Here is a 13,660-nt window from a genome sequence, read left to right on the forward strand (position 1 = left end):
CGAATTGCCCTTGGCCGCCGCCACCGCGCCCTTCGCGAAGACCGCCAGCGCCTCGGCCGTGGTCCCCGGCTCGGCCCCGGCCAGCGCGTCCCGCGCCGCGGTCATGGTGAACAGCAGATTCGAGCCCGTGTCGGAGTCCGCGACCGGGTAGACGTTGATGCCGTCGATCGCCGGCCGCAGCACCGCCAAGCTGTGCACACAGGCCGCCGACCAAGCCGACACCGCCGCCACGTCCAGCACCCGCACCCCGTAACCTCCTAGCTGTTCCAGCGAGGGTATCGACCCGGTGCCGGAGGGCTCAGAGCCACTGGTTACTATGGTCGAGTTGCCCAGCATGCTGGGCACCATTCTTTCGTCCCAGATCCAGAGGAGTTCGACGTGGCTGCCGTGTGCGACGTCTGTGGCAAGGGACCGGGCTTTGGCAAGTCGGTCTCGCACTCCCACCGGCGTACCAACCGCCGGTGGAACCCGAACATCCAGACTGTTCACGCCAAGATCGGTCTGTCCCAGCGCAAGCGCCTGAACGCCTGCACCTCGTGCATCAAGGCGGGCAAGGTCGTTCGCGGCTGACGGGTTTTTGGGGAAATGGCGGGTGCTCTTCGAGCACCCGCCATTTTTTTGCGCCCGGACCGGTTCGCAATCAGTCGACTACTTGCGGACCCCCTGGGCGGCGTAAGTCCTGGCGGTCCGTGAAGGCCTCCTTCCCTACTCTCAAGGTAGGGAAGGAGGCCTTCACGGACTTGGAGATCACTTCTGTGGTCACAGGCGCCACAATCGCCTCAGCGGTCACGCACCGACGTTGCGAAGGGCACTTTCGCAACGTTGAAGCGAAAGCGTCCTTCGTGTCCCCTTCCCCGGACTTCCCCAGGGCGGCGTGGCGGGTTCGGCGACGGCAGCCGACTCGCCAGCAAGACCGACGCCTCTCGACAATCCATGAAGAACACTTTTCGAGATGCGGATGCCCGCTTCGGCACATCTGCACGGTTCCGAGAGGGGTCGTGAGTGGTAAGGAGGGTTCTAACCCGCCTTACCACTCACGACCCCGGCCAAAAATCGCACATATCGACACAAATCGGACACCTAGTCACCAGAATGTGTCCTTTGTGGATAGTCAAGGAGGACCCGGCTCCGTCAGCCGGTCCGGACCCGAGCCGCGAAGGGCTCACGGCAGCGAGGCCCGGTCACGCCACCACGGCTAGGGGAGCTTCCAGTCGACGGGGCCGGCGCCCTGGTCGGCGAGCAGCTGATTCGCCCGGCTGAAGGGACGCGAGCCGAAGAAGCCGGCGTGCGCCGAGAGCGGGCTCGGGTGCGCCGACTCGATGCACGGCACGTTCCCCAGCATGGGCTTCAGATTCCGCGCGTTGCGGCCCCACAGGATCGCCACCATCGGCTCCTCCCGCGCGGCGAGGGCCTTGATGGCCTGCTCGGTGACGTCTTCCCAGCCCTTGCCCTGGTGCGAGTTCGATTTGCCGGGCTGCACCGTCAGCGCCCTGTTGAGCAGCAGGACGCCCTGGTCGGCCCACGGGGTCAGGTCACCGTTGGACGGCAACGGGTGCCCGAGGTCCTCGCAGTACTCCTTGTAGATGTTGATCAGGCTCTTCGGGATGGGCCGGACGTCCGGCGCCACCGAGAAGCTGAGCCCGACGGCGTGCCCGGGCGTCGGGTACGGGTCCTGGCCGACGATCAGCACCCGCACGTCGTGGAACGGCTGCTGGAAGGCCCGCAGCACGTGTTCCCCCGCCGGGAGATAGGTCCGGCCCGCGGCGATCTCCGCGCGGAGGAATTCCCCCATCGCGGCGACCTGCGGCGCCACCGGTTCGAGGGCCTGCGCCCAGCCTGCTTCGACGATGTCCTGCAGCGGTCGTGCGGTCACGGCGTGCGAGCTTACTCACGTCATCCGAGGCGGCGAGGCTCGACCCGACGGAGTTCTTTTCGAAAGAGTCCCGCACGCTCGACATACCCGTCGACGACGAGCTTGATCATGTCCGGTCCGAACGACGTGTTCGGCCGCGTCTTCGCCGGGACGCCGAGCGCGATCCGACCACTGTCCACATGGGACCCATAGGAGAGGACCGCGCCCGCGCCGACCATCCCGCCGTCCTCGACGACGGTTCCGTTGAGCACCACCGATCCCGACGCGATCAGGCAGCCCTCGCCGATCCGCGCGCCTTCGATGTGCACGGAATGCCCGACGGCGGACGACTTCCCGATCACCGTCGGATCCTGCCGGGTGCAGTGCAGTACGCAGCCGTCCTGGACGTTGGAGCGTTCACCGATCTCGATGTACCCGTGGTCGCCGCGCAGCACCGTCTGCGGCCACACCGAGGCGAAGGCCGCGATCCGGACGTCGCCGATCACGGTCGCGTCGGGATGTACGTAGGCGTCCGGGTGGATCGAAGGTTCGAGGTCGCCCAGTGCGTAGATCGGCATTCGTTCCTCCTAGACCAGCGGCTTGCCGTAGCAGATGCTTTCCGGTTCGTCCTTGTAGTAGCCGAAACCCGGAATCTCCCGGTAACCCGCCGACTCGTACAGTGTGATGGCCTCCGGCTGTTTGTCACCGGTCTCGAGCACCATACGCAGCCGTCCGGCCTCGGCGGCCGTCCGCTCCAGACCGGCGAGGATCGCTCGCGCGAGCCCGCGTCCGCGCGCCGAAGCCGTCACATACATGCGCTTGATCTCCGCGTCGCCGGGCAGCAAGGGGTCGGGCCCGTCGTGCGACCGCCAGGCGCCGCACGCAACCGGGACGTCATCGAGGTACGCGGCCAAGAACAGCCCCCGCGGCGAAGCGAACTGGGCCGGATCCATCGGCGTCGCGTCTTCACTGCCGTACCGGGCCGCCAGCTCGAGCTGGGCTTCGGCCAGCAGCTTCGCCGCGTCGGGGTGGTCGTAGGGCAGCACACGAAGGTCCATGGGCGTGAGATTAGCGAGCAGCCGCGTCGCGGGGAAAGGTCGTTTCGGCCGGGATTGGCCCAACCGGATGTGGTGTGATCGGCACTGTCGCCGGAGCCTTTCCACACTTAGGTTCCGATCATGTCGATCGAAGCCGGTCTCGCCGAGTCGCCACTGCGCCAGGCCCGCAACTCCGCCGCGTTCTGGGCCGCTACCGGCCGGTCCCGCGGACACGAGGTGATCCGCCGTCGCGGCTTCCTCGCCGTCGCCGGTGACGAGCGCGCGGGACTGCGTGTCCTGATCCAGGAACCCGACCTCACCGTCGAAGAGCTGGCCGAGATCACCGAACTGGCCGCACGCGCCTCCGGCCCGGTGGACGCGGAGGATCCCTTCAGTGTCACCGATCTGAACCATCTCGGGGACCTGCGCAGCTGGCGGATGCCCGTCATGCTGCGCCCGCCCGCCCCCGTCGCCGAACCCGCGATGGAGGTGGTCCGGGTGCATTCGGAGACGGACCTGCGGGCGGCCGAACGCGCGGTGATCGCGGGCTTCGAGCTCACCCGGTTCGAGCCTTACCGCGCGGGTGAGATGTTTCCCACGGCCCTGCTCGGACAGCCGGGGGTCGAGGTATTCATCGCGCGGTTGGACGGCGAGGTCGCCGGGGCGTGCGTCACGACCGTCGAGAACGGTTACGGCAGCCATTACTGGGTCGGCACTCCGGAGGCCTTCCGCTCTCGTGGGGTCGGACGGGCCGTGATGCTCGGCTCCCTCGCCCCCTTGGCCGGGCTGCCGGTCACCCTCACTTCCTCCAAGGCGGGCAGGCCGCTCTACGAATCCCTCGGCTTCACCGTCACCGGCCAGTCGACCTGGTGGGCCTCACGCTGACTCACGCTGACTCGGCCGGTCAGCGCCAGTGTTCCCAGCCGTTGACGTGTCCGTACTTCTTCCCGTCCACCGTCACACCGGAATCCGGCATGGTGACGACGCCGATCTCCGACCAGCCCTCCGGCAGGTCGGCGAACGAGGGGAAGGTGGCCGCGAAGGCGTGGTCCTCGCCGCCGGTGAGCACCCACTTCAGCGGGTCGGCGCCGAGCGCGGTGCCGACCTCGGTCAGTCTGGTCGACACGTCGAGATCGGCGGTGCGCACGTCGATCCCCACTCCGGAAGCCGCCGCGATGTGGCCGAGGTCGGACAGAAGCCCGTCGGACACGTCGATCATCGACGTCGCGCCGCCGTCCGCGGCGCGGATCCCGGCGTCGTAGTCCGGTTCGGGGCAGCGCTGCGCGTTGACCACGCTGACCGGTGAGCGGAACCCCCGCCCGAGCACGGCGAGACCGGCGGCCGCCCAGCCGAGCCGTCCACAGACCGCGACGACGTCGCCGGGACGGGCGCCGGAGCGCTTCACCGGCTCCCTGCCGCCGAGGTCGCCCAGCGCGGTGACACTGATCACGATCTGGTCGGCGCGCACCATGTCGCCGCCGACGATCCCGACACCGGCGCGGTCGGCTTCGGCCCACATGCCCTGGGTGAGTTCGGTGACGACCGCCGTCTCGGTGTCCGCCGGGCAGGCGAATCCCATGAGGACGGACGTCGGGCGGGCACCCATGGCGGCGATGTCGGTGAGGTTCACCGAGACCGCCTTGCGGCCGACCTGTTCGGCGCTGGACCAGTCGAGGCGGAAGTGGACGCCCTGCACGAGGACGTCGGTGGAGACCACCGTCCGGCCGTCCGGGGTGGCCACCACGGCCGCGTCGTCACCCGGTCCGAGCAGTGTCGTCTCCGGCTGTTTCCGGCCGGCGGTCACCGCCTCGATCAGCCGGAATTCACCGGTCCCGGCGACCGTGCCGTCTTTCGGTGACACCCGTCACCTCCGTTTTCTCTTGTCCGGACAAATGTCGATCACCGATAGTCGGAAGCCCTAGGTTTTTCCCGGGGCTGGCGATACGTTGCTACAACGTTCCTATTTTGAGCCGACTTTTACGAAGGGGCGCGCCGTGGTCCACGCATACATCCTCATTCAGACCGAGGTCGGCAAAGCCGCCGCGGTCGCCGCGGAGATCTCCACCATCTCCGGTGTCACCAGTTCGGAGGATGTCACCGGCCCCTACGACGTCATCGTCAAGGCGGCGGCCGACACCGTCGATCAGCTGGGCCAGCTCGTCGTCGCCAAGGTGCAGAACGTGGAGGGCATCACTCGGACGCTGACCTGCCCGGTCGTGAATCTGTAAGAGATGGTGTAGTGGTCGGGTGGCTGACACGGACACCGGCGCTCCCCCGAAACCACTGCTGATCGCGGCCGCCTGCCTGGCGGTCCTGCTCTTCGCGGGAGTGGCCGTCTTCGGCCTGACCCGCGGCGCGGACTCCGAGGCGCCGGCCGCCGACGCCCCGCTTCCACTCGTCCCGGTCGAGGCACCGCAGTCGGGCACGCCCGAATGCGCGAAGCTCATCGGCGGGCTCCCGCACGAGCTCACCTCGGCCGGGAACACGCTGGTCAGGCGGAAGCTCGCCGACCCCGCCCCCCAGGCGACGGTCGGCTGGGGCACCGGCGACCCGGTGGTCCTGCGCTGCGGGCTCGGCAAGCCTCCGGAGCTCACCCGGACCTCGCAGCTACGGACGATCAACGGCGTCCAGTGGCTGCAGGTCGAGGGGGAAGGCGCCGCGACCTGGTTCGTCGTCGACCGTCCCGTCTACACCGCGCTCACGGTTCCGAACACCGCCGGGACAGGGCCGCTGCAGACCATTTCGGAGGTCGTCGCCGCGAACCTTCCCCCGGCGCCGCTGCGTTTCTAGGGCAGCAGCAGGAGCTTCCCGGTGAACCGCCGCGCCTCGATGTCCGCATGCGCGGCGGACGCTTCGGCCAGTGGATAGGTCCGGCCGATGATCGGAGTCAGCGCGCCGTCGGCGGCCAGCCGCAGCACCTCACGTACCCGGCGCGGCGTCTCGGACCAGAACTCCGGCAGCTGGGCCATGTCCACAATGGTCAGCCGGTTCCGGTCTTCGGCGCCGATCACGGTCTCCGCGCCGCTGGACATGCCGTAGCCGGAGAAGCGGCCGCCGTCGGCGAGCAGCGCCACGGCCGACGCGCCGAGCTTTCCGCCGACGCCGTCGAACACGACGTCGAACGTGCCACCTCCGGAGAGGTCTTCGTCCACCGAGTAGTCGAGCGGTTCGGCGCCCAGTTTCCGGGCGATCGCGGCCTTTTCCCCGCCCCGGACCGCCGCGACGACGGTGGCCCCCGCCGCGGTGAGCAACTGCGTGAGCAGGCTGCCGAGACCGCCGACGCCGGGCGCCACCAAAACCCGCTCCCCTGCCTGGACCGGCGTCCTCTCCAGCAGTGCCAGCGCGGTGCTGCCGTCGTCGAGCAGTGCGACAGCGTGCCGCGGATCGAGGCCTTCCGGAATCGGGAAGACGCCGTCCGGCAACGAGAGGACCGTGTCCGCGTAACCCCCGCCGTAGCCACCGGTCGCGCTGGTGACGACCCGCTTGCCGAGCCAGGTCTCGTCGACCTCGGCGCCGACGGCCTCGACCGTGCCCGCGACGGCGCCGCCCGGTACGTACGGCGGCTCGATCCCGAACACCTCGGGACCTTCGCCGCGCCGGATGAGCGTGTCGAGCCAGCCGACGCCGACCGCGGTCACCCGGACGCGAAGTTCTCCCGCCCGGGGTTCGGGGGTCGGCGATTCGACCTCTTCGAGAACACTGGGATCACCGAACCGGGACACTCTGATCGCACGCATGGACGCAAGCTATGACCTCGAGTCCGCTGGAGGTCAAGGACGCGTCAGCGCAGGCCGGTGCCCCGTGCGATCGCCGTGTCGATGAGGGTGGTCAGCAGGGTCGGATAGTCGACACCGGTGACCTCCCACATCTTCGGGTAGGCCGACTTCGTGGTGAAGCCGGGCATCGTGTTGACCTCGTTGATGCTCGGCTCACCGTCTTCGCCGACGAAGAAGTCGACGCGGGCGAGGCCCTGGCAGTCCAGCGCGCGGAACGCCTCGACGGCCATGGCGCGGACGCGCGTGGTGACGTCGTCGTCCAGTTTGGCCGGGATGTCGAGTTCGGCGTCGTCACCGATGTACTTGGTCTCGAAGTCGTACCAGGCGCCCTCTTCCTCGGAGAGCACGCGGACCTCGGCGGGCAGCGACGCTTCGATCCGGCCGTCCGGGAATTCGAGGACGCCGCATTCGACCTCGCGGCCGACGGACTGCGCCTCGATGAGGACCTTGGGATCGGTCTGGCGGGCTAGGGCGATGGCGGCGTCGAGGTCGTCCCACGACGTCACCTTGCTGATCCCGATGGACGATCCGGCACGGGACGGCTTCACGAACACCGGCAGGCCGAGCCGTTCGCGCTCGGCGTCGTCCAAAGTGGACTGGTCACGGCGCAGCGCGACATACTTGCCGACCGGGATTCCTTCGGCGGCAAGGAGTTTCTTCGCGTATTCCTTGTCCATCGCGGCCGCGCTGGCGAAGACGCCGGGACCGACGTACGGGATGCCCGCCATCTCCAGGAGACCCTGGATCGTGCCGTCCTCACCGAAGGCGCCGTGCAGCACCGGGAAGACGACGTCGACCGCGCTGAGGACCTCGGTCTCCCGACCGGGTTCCAGCGAAACGAGTTCCCGGCTGGTCGGATCGCCGGCCAGGACCAGTGCCTTGCCGCCCTCGACCGAGGGAAGCTCACGGCCCTGGATGCTCAGCTGCGCGGGGTCGCCGGTGCCGAGGACCCAGCCACCCTGCGGGGTGATCCCGACCGGTACCGCTTCGAACCGCTCAGGATCCAGGTTCGCCAGGATGCTGCCCGCGGACACACACGAAATCGTGTGCTCGGTACTGCGCCCGCCGAAGACGACTGCCACCCGGATCTTCTGAGAACTCATGCCAGCACTGTATCTGCCGTGGTGGCGGCCCCCACGGCGCCTAGCTGAGCACATCCAGTAGCGGCTTGAGCGCGGATCGCAACGCCTCGCGCGAACAGCCCGCGTAGCCGATGAGGTTCCCGAACACCGTCGGTGTGCCGGCGAAATGGCGGGCGAGACCGTCGAGCCGGATCCCGCGGCGTTCCGCCGCCGCCATCCGCGCCGCCTCTTCGTCCGCCGATCCACAGGGGACGACCAGATGCGCGCCCGCGTCGTCGCCGAGCACCGGGATCCCCGCGGCCGTCAGCGCGGCCGAGACCAGCGACCGGCGCTCCGACAGTTCCCTCCGGAGCTTGCGCAGATGCCGCCCCAGATCTCCGTGCCGCGCCAGCTCGACCAGCACCCGCTGTCCGGCGGGCGACGGGCGGGTCCCGGTGGCTTCGCGGTACTCCAGCACCGCCGCCGCGACCTGCGGCGGCGCGACCATCCAGCCCGCGCCCAGCGCCGGGGTGAGGATCTTGCTCGTGGTGCCGAGATGCGCCACGACGTCGGGTGCGAGCGCGGCCAGCAGCGGCAGCGGCGCGACGTCGAACCGCAGCTCGCCGTCGTAGTCGTCCTCGATCACCAGCATGCCCTCGGCGCGGGCGAGTTCGACCAGTTCGACGCGGCGGGACGCGCTCATGCGGCTGCCGAGCGGGTACTGATGCGCGGGCGAGCAGTAGACGGCGCGCACGTCGGCCGGGACGGCGTCCGGGCGCAGGCCCTCCTCGTCGACCGGAACGGCGACGACCTCCAGCCCGGCCCGGCGGAACGCCTGCACCGCGCGCTGGTAGCCCGGCTCCTCGATGGCGACCCGGTCGCCGCGCGCGAGGACCGCGCCCGCGAGCTCGATCACCGCCGCCGTCGTACCGCCGGTGGCCAGGACGGTTCCGGCGGCGAGGCCGCGGTGCCGCAGCAGATGCTCGGAAACGGCGTCCCGATAAGCGGGCAGACCGGCCCTGTCCTCGCGATACGTCGGGCGCGGATCGGCCGCGGCCCGCCACGCGCGGCGCCAGGCCGCCTTCTCGACGCCGTCGGCCCACGGCACACCCGGGGTGAGGTCGACCAGCGTCGGAGGTGTGGCGGCGACGCCGGGCGTGGGCCCTTTCGACGGCCTGTCGGCGGGCGGTGTCGTGGTGACGTAGGTGCCGGAGCCGTGACGGCCCGCGATCCAGCCCTCCGCGTGAAGCTGCTCGTACGCGGCCGACGTCACCGTGCGGCTGACGCCGAGCCGGTTCGCGAGCGCCCTGGTCGAGGGCAGCCTGTCACCGCCGCGCAGATGCCCGTCCCCCGCGGCCGCGCGCAAAGCGTCGGCCAGCTGGACCGCGAGCGGGACGAGCGAATCGCGGTCGAGACTGACCGGCAGAGCGGTGTCGGACATGCTGTGCTCGACTCTTCAGGAGAAAGTGGCCTTCTCAAGTATAGGAGAATTGGACGTTATTACAGGCCACTCTCGTGGGTGAGACTGCTCGCATGTCCACCCCGCTCTCTCCCACCGACCGGACCACTCTCGGCCGCAAGAAGAACCGCGCGCTCACCGACCGCTCGGCGCTGTACGCGGTGCTCGACGAAGCCCTGATCTGCCACCTCGGCGTCGTGCGCGACGGCGCCCCGTTGGTCATCCCGACCGGCTACGGCCGCGACGGGAACACGCTCTACCTGCACGGATCCACCGGCGCGAAGAGTATGCGCGACTCCGACGGCGTCGAGATCTGCGTGACGGTGACCCTGCTCGACGGCATCGTCTACGCGCGCTCGGTCAACAACCACTCGATGAACTACCGCTCCGCGGTGATCCTGGGCAAGGCCACGATGGTCACCGACCGCGAGCGGAAGATGCACGGTCTCCGCGTCCTGACCGACCACCTCGCGCCCGGCTCCTGGGAGCACGCGCGCGACGTGAACGCGAAGGAGTTCGCGTCGGTTTCGGTGCTGGAACTGGACCTCACCGAGGCGTCGGTGAAGATGCGCGGCGAGGGCCCCGACGACCCCGAGGACGAGGTCGCGGCCGATCTCTCGTGGGCCGGGGTGCTCCCGGTGCGGACCGTTTTCGGGGAACCGGAACCTTCGGTGGACCTGGTGCGGGAGTGGGTCGTGCCGGACCACGTGAAGTCGCGGGTCGGCTGACGGCCGTCACGTCGACCCGGGCGTGCTATGAACGGCCCGTTACTTGCAAATTTTGCAAGTAACGGGCCGTTCATAGCACGCGGGAGGAGCCGAAAGGGACTGTCATCGCCGCGGCAACCGCACGGTGAAGGTCGTCGCCCCCGGCACACTCTCGACCTCGATCGAACCGCCGTGCGCGGAGACCAGCGAGAGCACCACCGAAAGCCCGAGCCCGGTCCCGCCGTTGCCGCGGGTGCGGGCGGTGTCGACCCGGTAGAACCGGTCGAAGATCCGCTCACGTACTTCCGGCGGGATGCCCGGCCCGGCGTCGCTCACCCGAAGGACGACCTCCCCGGCCGTGGCCGCGCCCGACAGCGTGACCGCCGTACCGGGCGGCGTATGCACCGCGGCGTTGGCGAGGAGGTTGTCCAGCACTTGCCGCAAACGCACCGGATCCGCTTGCAGGACAACGCCTTCCGGCAGCGCGCCGAGGGTCAGCGGATGGTCCGGGCGGCCGGCGGCGAAGGCCTCTCCCGCGTCCGAGATCAGCTCGGCGAGGTCGACGTCGACGAGCCGTAGCGGCGCTTCGGTCTCCGGCGCGTCGAGCCGCGCGAGGAGCAGGAGGTCGTCGACGAGCACGCTCATCCGCTCGGTCTCGGTCCGGATCTTCGCCAGATGTGCCTCGCGTTCGGCCGGTTCGTTCGCCGCGGCGTAGCGGAAAAGTTCGGCGTAACCCCGGATCGACGTCAGCGGTGTGCGTAGTTCGTGGGAGGCGTCGGCGATGAAGCGCCGCAGCCGCTCGTTGGCCTCGGTACGCGCGACGAGCGAGGAATCCAGGTGCGCCAGCATCACGTTGAACGCCGTCCGCAGTTCCTCGACCTCGGCGCCGCCGCCGTTCCCCTGCGCTCGCACGGGAAGATCGGCGTTCGCGGTGAGGTCGTGCGACGCGATGTCGTGCGCCGTCCCGGCCATGTCGCTCAGCGGCCGCAGTCCCCGGCGCAGCACCAGCCGTCCCGCGATCACCAGCACCGCCAGCGCCAGCAGGAACGCGACGACCTCCACCATCACCAGCTGGCTGACCGTCCGGTCCAGGTCCGCCTGCGGGGCGGCGCTGACCAGCACGATGTTCTGATCCCGCTCGATCGGACAGGCCCGGACGCGATAGGTGCCCTTGTCCTCGATGTAGACCGTGCGCAGCACCTCGGTCTGCGTCGCGTCCTCCGCGACCTTCGCGAGTGCCTTCGTGTCCGGCGGCAGAGAACCCCCGGCCTGCGGCAGCGCGTCGCCGTTCCGCACGGAAAAGACCGCGGAGAACCAGCCGTAGGCCTGCTGCGGTTTCCCGCCGTGCGAGGTACGCAGGGAAGGCACCTGGCTGATCTGGGTCTTGGCGAGCTGCTCGTCGAGCCGGTCGTTCAGATAGCCCTTCATGATGCCGACCATCACGGTGCCGACGACGGCGAACACCACCAAAGCCAGCGCGCCCAGGCCGAGCGCCAGCCGGGTTCCGAGCCTCGATCGGCGCCAGGCGTCGTACCACCGGCGCAGCGTTTTCATCTCGCCGCCTGCCGGACGACGTAACCCACGCCGCGCACGGTGTGGATGAGCGGCTCGTCGCCGTCGTCGAGTTTGCGGCGCAGATGCGAGATGACCAGTTCGACCACATTGGACCGGCCGCCGAAGTCGTATTCCCAGACGTGGTCGAGGATCTGCGCCTTCGTCATCACCGACGGCGAACGCCGCATGAGGTAACGCAGGAGTTCGTACTCGGTCGGCGTCAGCTCGGCGGGCCTGCCGCCGCGCGCGACCTCGCGGGTGTCCTCGTTCATGGTCAGGTCGCCGACCTGCAGCAGCGCGGGCTTCGCGGCCTCGCGCGCCTGTCCATTGCTACGGCGCAGTACAGCGCGAAGGCGCGCCATCAGCTCTTCGACGGAGAACGGCTTGACCAGGTAGTCGTCGCCGCCGCGAGTGAGCCCGGCGACGCGATCGGCGGTGGCGTCCTTCGCGGTGAGGAAGACGACGGGTACGGCCGTCCCGGCTTCGCGGAGCTTGTCGAGCACGGTGAACCCGTCGATCCCGGGCAGCATCAGGTCGAGCACGACGATGTCGGGCACGAATTCGGCGGCCTTCGCGAGCGCGGCCTCACCGGTACCGGCGGTGACCGCCGTCCAGCCCTCGTACCGGGCGACCGTCGCCACCAGGTCGGCGATATGCGGCTCGTCGTCCACCACCAGCAGGCGGACGGGGTTTTCGGTGTTCACAAGCCCATCCTCCGTGAACGCGCGCGCGAGGGCGAGGCGGGAGCGCATACGACAGGAAGCCGACAGCTTCCGCCCAGAAAGGTCACAGGTTGGCACAGCAGGCTCGGCACTTGAACCGGACCGGAAGGGACCACGTGTGACAACCATGACGCAGACCGCCGTGAAACCGCGCCCGGCGATCCGTCCCAGGATCGCCGCACGCGCCGGGCTCTTCCTCTTCCTCGGGGCCAACGTGGCCGCCGTGACCATGCTCTTCTTCTCCGCCGGGCCGTCGGACAACGTCCTCATCAGCATCGGCAGGCTCGCCGGTCTGTACGGGGCGCTGGCGATGGCGTTCCAGTTGCTGCTGGTCGCCCGGCTCCCCTGGCTGGACCGCCGCCTCGGGATGGACAGGCTCACCGTCTGGCACCGCTGGACCGGGTTCAGCCTGCTGTGGACGCTGCTCGCCCACTTCGTCTTCATCCTCTTCGGCTACGCCCAGGTCGAGGACAGCGGCGTGGTCGACGAGTTCGTGACGATGGTGACCAAACTGGAGGGGATCCTGCGCGCGGTCGTCGCGTTCGCGCTCATCCTGCTGGTCGGCGGCGTTTCCGCACGCTTCGCCCGCAGGCGGCTGGCGTACGAGACCTGGCATTTCATCCATCTCTACACCTACGCCGCCGTCGTGTTGGCGTTCAGTCACCAGATCGCGCTCGGCGGATCGTTCGCTTCGTCGCCGGGAGCGCAGGCCTACTGGTGGGCGATGTGGGGTGTCGCGCTCGGTTCGGTGGTCGCCGGCCGCGTCGTACTGCCGCTGATGCGGAACCTGCGTCACCGGCTCAAGGTCGTCGCCGTGGTCCCCGAATCCCACGACGTCGTCTCGATCTACATCAGCGGCAAGGATCTCGACAAGATGCCCGCCAAGGCCGGGCAGTTCTTCCTCTGGCGGTTCATGACCAGGGATCGCTGGTGGCAGGCCAACCCGTTCTCGCTCTCGGCCGCGCCGGACGGCCGCACACTGCGGCTGACCGCGAAGGCCGCCGGCGAGGGCAGCGCGTCATTGCGTTCGCTGAAGGTCGGGACACGGGTGTTCGCCGAGGGCCCGTACGGCGCGTTCACCACGATGCACCAGCGGAAACCGAACGCGCTGCTGGTCGCCGGCGGGGTCGGGATCACGCCGATCCGCGCGCTGCTGGAGGAGATCTCCGGACATGTCGTGGTGCTCTACCGCGTGCGCACCGAACACGACGCCGTCCTGCTGCCGGAACTCGTCGGGCTGGCCCGGGCACGCGGCGCGGTGGTCCGGGTCCTCAGTGGACCGTCCGATCTGGCCGGTCCGCACGGACCGGTACTCGGGGCGCACAGCCTGCGGCGGATGGTGCCGGACGTCAGGGAACGCGACGTCTTCGTCTGCGGCCCGCCCGGGATGACCTCGGCGACGCTGCGCAGCCTGCGCGAACTGCACGTGCCGAACCAGCAGGTCCACGCCGAACGCTTCAGCCTCGCCGCTTGAGTCCTTTGAGGAGCATCA

The 13,660-nt window shown here is 69.4% G+C and carries 16 protein-coding genes; 6 read left to right on the forward strand and 10 right to left on the reverse strand.

Annotated features, from left to right (window positions below; genetic code table 11):
* A partial coding sequence (locus tag H5J31_RS23250; protein WP_181774752.1) for a DAK2 domain-containing protein occupies positions 1-246 on the reverse strand: 246 nt, incomplete at its 3' end.
* A 132-nt stretch (positions 247-378) separates the two neighbouring features.
* Here H5J31_RS23250 and rpmB point away from each other — a divergent pair.
* Entirely contained in the window at positions 379-570 is a 192-nt protein-coding gene (rpmB, locus tag H5J31_RS23255) for a 50S ribosomal protein L28 (protein ID WP_007031450.1), read from the forward strand.
* Between the two features lie 625 nt (positions 571-1,195).
* Here the strand turns inward: rpmB and H5J31_RS23260 are convergent.
* The 3 genes from H5J31_RS23260 to H5J31_RS23270 are packed head-to-tail and all read right to left on the reverse strand — an operon-like array spanning position 1,196 to position 2,910.
* Positions 1,196-1,873 (reverse strand): uracil-DNA glycosylase, encoded by a 678-nt coding sequence (locus H5J31_RS23260; protein ID WP_181774753.1) that lies wholly within the window; start codon positions 1,871-1,873, stop codon positions 1,196-1,198.
* Between the two features lie 20 nt (positions 1,874-1,893).
* Positions 1,894-2,430 (reverse strand): gamma carbonic anhydrase family protein, encoded by a 537-nt coding sequence (locus H5J31_RS23265; RefSeq protein WP_181774754.1) that lies wholly within the window; start codon positions 2,428-2,430, stop codon positions 1,894-1,896.
* 9 nt (positions 2,431-2,439) lie between these two features.
* Positions 2,440-2,910 carry a GNAT family N-acetyltransferase gene (locus H5J31_RS23270; RefSeq protein WP_181774755.1) on the reverse strand — a complete coding sequence of 157 codons (471 nt, stop codon included), beginning with the start codon at positions 2,908-2,910 and terminating at the stop codon, positions 2,440-2,442.
* A 120-nt stretch (positions 2,911-3,030) separates the two neighbouring features.
* Here H5J31_RS23270 and H5J31_RS23275 point away from each other — a divergent pair, with 120 nt between their 5' ends.
* Positions 3,031-3,774 (forward strand): GNAT family N-acetyltransferase, encoded by a 744-nt coding sequence (locus tag H5J31_RS23275; RefSeq protein ID WP_181774756.1) that lies wholly within the window; start codon positions 3,031-3,033, stop codon positions 3,772-3,774.
* 19 nt (positions 3,775-3,793) lie between these two features.
* On the opposite strand, the gene H5J31_RS23280 is transcribed toward H5J31_RS23275, so the two are convergent.
* On the reverse strand, positions 3,794-4,750 hold the full coding sequence (locus H5J31_RS23280) for a thiamine-phosphate kinase (protein ID WP_181774757.1): 957 nt from the start codon (positions 4,748-4,750) through the stop codon (positions 3,794-3,796).
* Between the two features lie 133 nt (positions 4,751-4,883).
* On the opposite strand from H5J31_RS23280, the gene H5J31_RS23285 reads away from it, so the two are divergent.
* Together H5J31_RS23285 and H5J31_RS23290 are read left to right on the forward strand one after the other, a co-directional pair.
* The gene (locus H5J31_RS23285) at positions 4,884-5,117 is read left to right on the forward strand and encodes an Lrp/AsnC ligand binding domain-containing protein (protein WP_061986752.1); all 234 of its coding nucleotides are present in this window, start codon (positions 4,884-4,886) and stop codon (positions 5,115-5,117) included.
* A gap of 19 nt (positions 5,118-5,136) precedes the next feature.
* The gene (locus H5J31_RS23290) at positions 5,137-5,679 is read left to right on the forward strand and encodes a DUF3515 domain-containing protein (RefSeq protein WP_181774758.1); all 543 of its coding nucleotides are present in this window, start codon (positions 5,137-5,139) and stop codon (positions 5,677-5,679) included.
* Here the strand turns inward: H5J31_RS23290 and H5J31_RS23295 are convergent.
* From H5J31_RS23295 to pdxR, 3 genes are read right to left on the reverse strand one after another with little or no spacing between them, the layout of a single operon-like run.
* Positions 5,676-6,626: a zinc-binding dehydrogenase gene (locus tag H5J31_RS23295; RefSeq protein WP_181774759.1), complete on the reverse strand. Its 951-nt coding sequence runs from the start codon at positions 6,624-6,626 to the stop codon at positions 5,676-5,678. The genes H5J31_RS23290 and H5J31_RS23295 overlap by 4 nt on opposite strands.
* Before the next feature lie 44 nt (positions 6,627-6,670).
* On the reverse strand, positions 6,671-7,768 hold the full coding sequence (locus tag H5J31_RS23300) for a D-alanine--D-alanine ligase family protein (protein WP_181774760.1): 1,098 nt from the start codon (positions 7,766-7,768) through the stop codon (positions 6,671-6,673).
* Positions 7,769-7,808: 40 nt separating this feature from the next.
* Positions 7,809-9,167 carry a MocR-like pyridoxine biosynthesis transcription factor PdxR gene (pdxR, locus tag H5J31_RS23305; protein ID WP_181774761.1) on the reverse strand — a complete coding sequence of 453 codons (1,359 nt, stop codon included), beginning with the start codon at positions 9,165-9,167 and terminating at the stop codon, positions 7,809-7,811.
* A 92-nt stretch (positions 9,168-9,259) separates the two neighbouring features.
* On the opposite strand from pdxR, the gene H5J31_RS23310 reads away from it, so the two are divergent.
* Positions 9,260-9,913 carry a pyridoxamine 5'-phosphate oxidase family protein gene (locus H5J31_RS23310; protein ID WP_181774762.1) on the forward strand — a complete coding sequence of 218 codons (654 nt, stop codon included), beginning with the start codon at positions 9,260-9,262 and terminating at the stop codon, positions 9,911-9,913.
* Between the two features lie 102 nt (positions 9,914-10,015).
* Here H5J31_RS23310 and H5J31_RS23315 read toward each other — a convergent pair whose 3' ends face one another.
* Both H5J31_RS23315 and H5J31_RS23320 read right to left on the reverse strand, forming a co-directional pair.
* Entirely contained in the window at positions 10,016-11,446 is a 1,431-nt protein-coding gene (locus H5J31_RS23315; RefSeq protein ID WP_181774763.1) for a sensor histidine kinase, read from the reverse strand.
* On the reverse strand, positions 11,443-12,150 hold the full coding sequence (locus tag H5J31_RS23320; protein WP_181774764.1) for a response regulator transcription factor: 708 nt from the start codon (positions 12,148-12,150) through the stop codon (positions 11,443-11,445). The genes H5J31_RS23315 and H5J31_RS23320 overlap by 4 nt, the downstream gene beginning before the upstream one ends.
* Positions 12,151-12,295: 145 nt before the next feature.
* Between H5J31_RS23320 and H5J31_RS23325 the strand changes: the two genes are divergently transcribed.
* Positions 12,296-13,642: a ferredoxin reductase family protein gene (locus H5J31_RS23325; RefSeq protein ID WP_181774765.1), complete on the forward strand. Its 1,347-nt coding sequence runs from the start codon at positions 12,296-12,298 to the stop codon at positions 13,640-13,642.
* Positions 13,643-13,660 lie beyond the last annotated feature (18 nt).

Source organism: Amycolatopsis pittospori (genome assembly GCF_013870525.1).
Taxonomy (GTDB): domain Bacteria; phylum Actinomycetota; class Actinomycetes; order Mycobacteriales; family Pseudonocardiaceae; genus Amycolatopsis; species Amycolatopsis pittospori.